Origin of the sequence: Thermoflexus sp. (assembly GCF_025055495.1) — a bacterium.
In the GTDB taxonomy this organism is placed as follows: Bacteria; Chloroflexota; Anaerolineae; order Thermoflexales; family Thermoflexaceae; genus Thermoflexus.
The window spans coordinates 1-2,477 of record NZ_JANWXB010000269.1 but is presented as its reverse complement, the minus strand read 5'-3'; the positions used below and the strand labels follow the sequence as shown (position 1 = coordinate 2,477).

The window sequence follows — 2,477 nt, the reverse complement described above, 5'->3', positions numbered from 1 at the left end:
GACGATGGGGCTGGAGCATGCTCGGGCTGGCCGCATTGGTCGGCCCCTGGCTGGTCTTCGCCCGCGAGCGCTTCGTCAGCCCCGAGGAGTTCCTCCGGCCCCCGATGACCGCCACGGGGATGCTCTCCGCGCTCGCCCACGGCTTCTGGCCTGGAGAGTGGACCTGGATCCCCGCCCTCCTCCTCGCCCTGGCTGCTTTGCTCCAGCGAGACGCTTCCGTCCGCCGGTGGGCCCTCCTCACGCTGGGCACGCTAGCCCTCGTGATGGCCGTGCTCTTGGGGATCTTCCCCCGCTTCGCGTTGTTCCACCCTCGCTATGTGATCTTCCTCTGGGCGTTCTGGGTCATCGGCATCAGCGGGGGAGCGGCCCGCTTGGGGGAGATCCTGGCGGAGAGGCTTTGGGGGGCTCGCCGTTCGGGGTGGATCGGCGCGCTGTTCCTCTTCCCTCTGCTCGCTGTTCTCATCGGCCCCTGGTGGTCCTGGCTTCATGATCCCCACCGCGGGCGTGATCCCTACCGCGAGGCGGTCGCCCACGTGGCCCAACAGATCCGCCCCGGGGAGGCCGCCCTGGCGCTGCGGGCGGACTGGGCCGTGCTCTACTACTGGGAACGCCTGAACGTTCCCGCCCCGCTGCTCATGGGCCCGGCATCGCCGGTCTGGGACGAGCGGCAGGTCATGGAATGGCTGGAAGAGGCCCGCCGCCGTACCGGGCCTGCAGAAGGACCCTGGCGCCTATGGCTGTTCGGCTGGCAGCAGGAGGTGGTCGATCCCCTCAGGCTCTTCGATGGCCTGTTGCTGGAGAACGGATTCGAGGTGGGCGGACAGCCTTTCGGCGGGCTCTGGGTGGCATATTACGAGACCTGGCCGCCGTTCCACGGGCGGGCGCTTGTGCCGTTGCGCGCTGATTTCGAGGGGAGGATTGAGTTACGGGGCGTTCACCTGCGCGCGCCCCGCTGGCCCGGGGATCTGCTGGGAGTGACGATGGCATGGGCGCGGGTGGGGCCGGTTCCACAGCCGCCTCGGATGTTCGTCCACGTCCTGGATCCCGCCGGTCGTCTGGTCGCCCAGCGGGACGGCCCACTGCCCAATGATCTGGTCCCGATTTCGACCTGGCCGCCGGATCGCGCCTTCCCGGTCTTCGTCCGGGTGGTGCTGCCTCCTGATCTCCACGGGCGTCATATCATCCGGGTCGGGCTGTATGATCCGGAATCCGGAGCGCGATGGCGCGTGCAGGGCGCGCGCGACGAAGGAGATGGGGTGATCGTAGGGGAGGTGGAGATCCCATAGTTCGGAAACAGAGGCCAGGCACATCCCAGGCGGCGCTCGCTGGACAGGCGTGGTAAAATGGCGGCCCGGAAGCGCATCCAATGTTCGTCGTTGGGGGTCTGGGGGATCGACTCCGTTTGCTGGATCGCCCTCCGCCGTGCAAGGCGATGCGGGTCCCCCTCGCCACGGTCCGCATCGCCCCCGAAAGGTTTTTTCTCCCTCCTCCCCACGGCCCTCTGGGTCGTGGGGAGGGGGAAGAATCGGGGGAGGGGCCAAGGCCTTCCGACGGGCTCCGGTTCCTCTTCTCGATCCAGGCGAGCCGTTCCGGCAGGCTCGCCTCTGCTTTCCCGGGAGGGAAGCTGCGCGATGGCGGAGAAGCTCTGGCTGATCCGACACGGACGCACCGCGTGGAACGCGCAGGGGCGGATCCAGGGGTGGGCGGATGTGCCCCTGGATGAGGTGGGGCGGGAGCAGGCCCGCCGGCTGGCGGAACGCCTGCGGGCGTCCCCGCCTGATCGCATCCTCTGCAGCCCGCTGTGGCGGGCCTACGAGACCGCCCAGATCCTCGCCGCCGCCTGGGGGGTCCCGGTGGAGGTGGATGAGCGGTTGAAGGAACGGGGGCAGGGCCCTCTGGAGGGACGGACGGGGGTAGAGGTGGCGGCGCTCCGGGAGGCATGGCGGCAGTTCGAGCAGGATCCGACCGCGGAGATCGCCGGAGTGGAACCTCGGGCGGTCTTCGCGGCGCGGGTCTGGGCGGCGATGCAGGCGGCGATGGATCGGCCGGAGCGTGCGCTGGCCATCGTGGCCCACGGAGGAACCTTCGCCATGTTCTTCCGACAGTGGCTGGGGTTGCCGCTGGACCGCCCTTCTCCGTTCCGCTTCGACAACACCTCGCTGACGGAGCTGGTGCTTCAGGATGGCCGCTGGATGGTGCGGCTCCTGAACGATACATGCCATCTGGATATGGGAGGTGCGCAGTGGGGAGTCGGCTAAGCGAGGCGGTATGACCCCGTCCCCCTGGATCCCTCCTCTCCATGGCCCAAAGGGCCACCCCTCAAAGTCCCCCAAGAGGCCTCAGGAAGACCCGGAGCGCAGACCGCTGAGGAAGATGGCGATCCACTGGCCGGGATCCGGGGCGGAGAGGACCTCGACTTCCACCACCCATTTCACCCATTGAAATCCCCTTCGGCCCGGGGCGACCAGGCGCATCGG

General features: G+C 68.8%; 3 protein-coding genes. 2 read left to right on the top strand and 1 reads right to left on the bottom strand.

Annotation, left to right across the window (positions count from 1 at the left end; translation table 11 throughout):
* Both NZM16_RS08765 and NZM16_RS08760 read left to right on the top strand, forming a co-directional pair.
* Window positions 1–1,286, top strand: a 1,286-nt coding sequence (locus NZM16_RS08765; RefSeq protein ID WP_295479972.1) for a hypothetical protein, incomplete at its 5' end; no start/stop codon positions are given.
* A gap of 345 nt (window positions 1,287–1,631) precedes the next feature.
* Window positions 1,632–2,258: a histidine phosphatase family protein gene (locus NZM16_RS08760; RefSeq protein ID WP_295479970.1), complete on the top strand. Its 627-nt coding sequence runs from the start codon at window positions 1,632–1,634 to the stop codon at window positions 2,256–2,258.
* Window positions 2,259–2,339: 81 nt separating this feature from the next.
* On the opposite strand, the gene NZM16_RS14040 is transcribed toward NZM16_RS08760, so the two are convergent.
* Window positions 2,340–2,477 (bottom strand): molybdopterin-dependent oxidoreductase (locus NZM16_RS14040; protein ID WP_367281021.1); only part of this gene is annotated, 138 nt, incomplete at its 5' end.

Bases quoted from the DNA above. Each gene is read 5' to 3' on its own strand.
- NZM16_RS08760 (WP_295479970.1), top strand. From the start codon at position 1,632: ATGGCGGAGAAGCTCTGGCTGATCCGACACGGACGCACCGCGTGGAAC.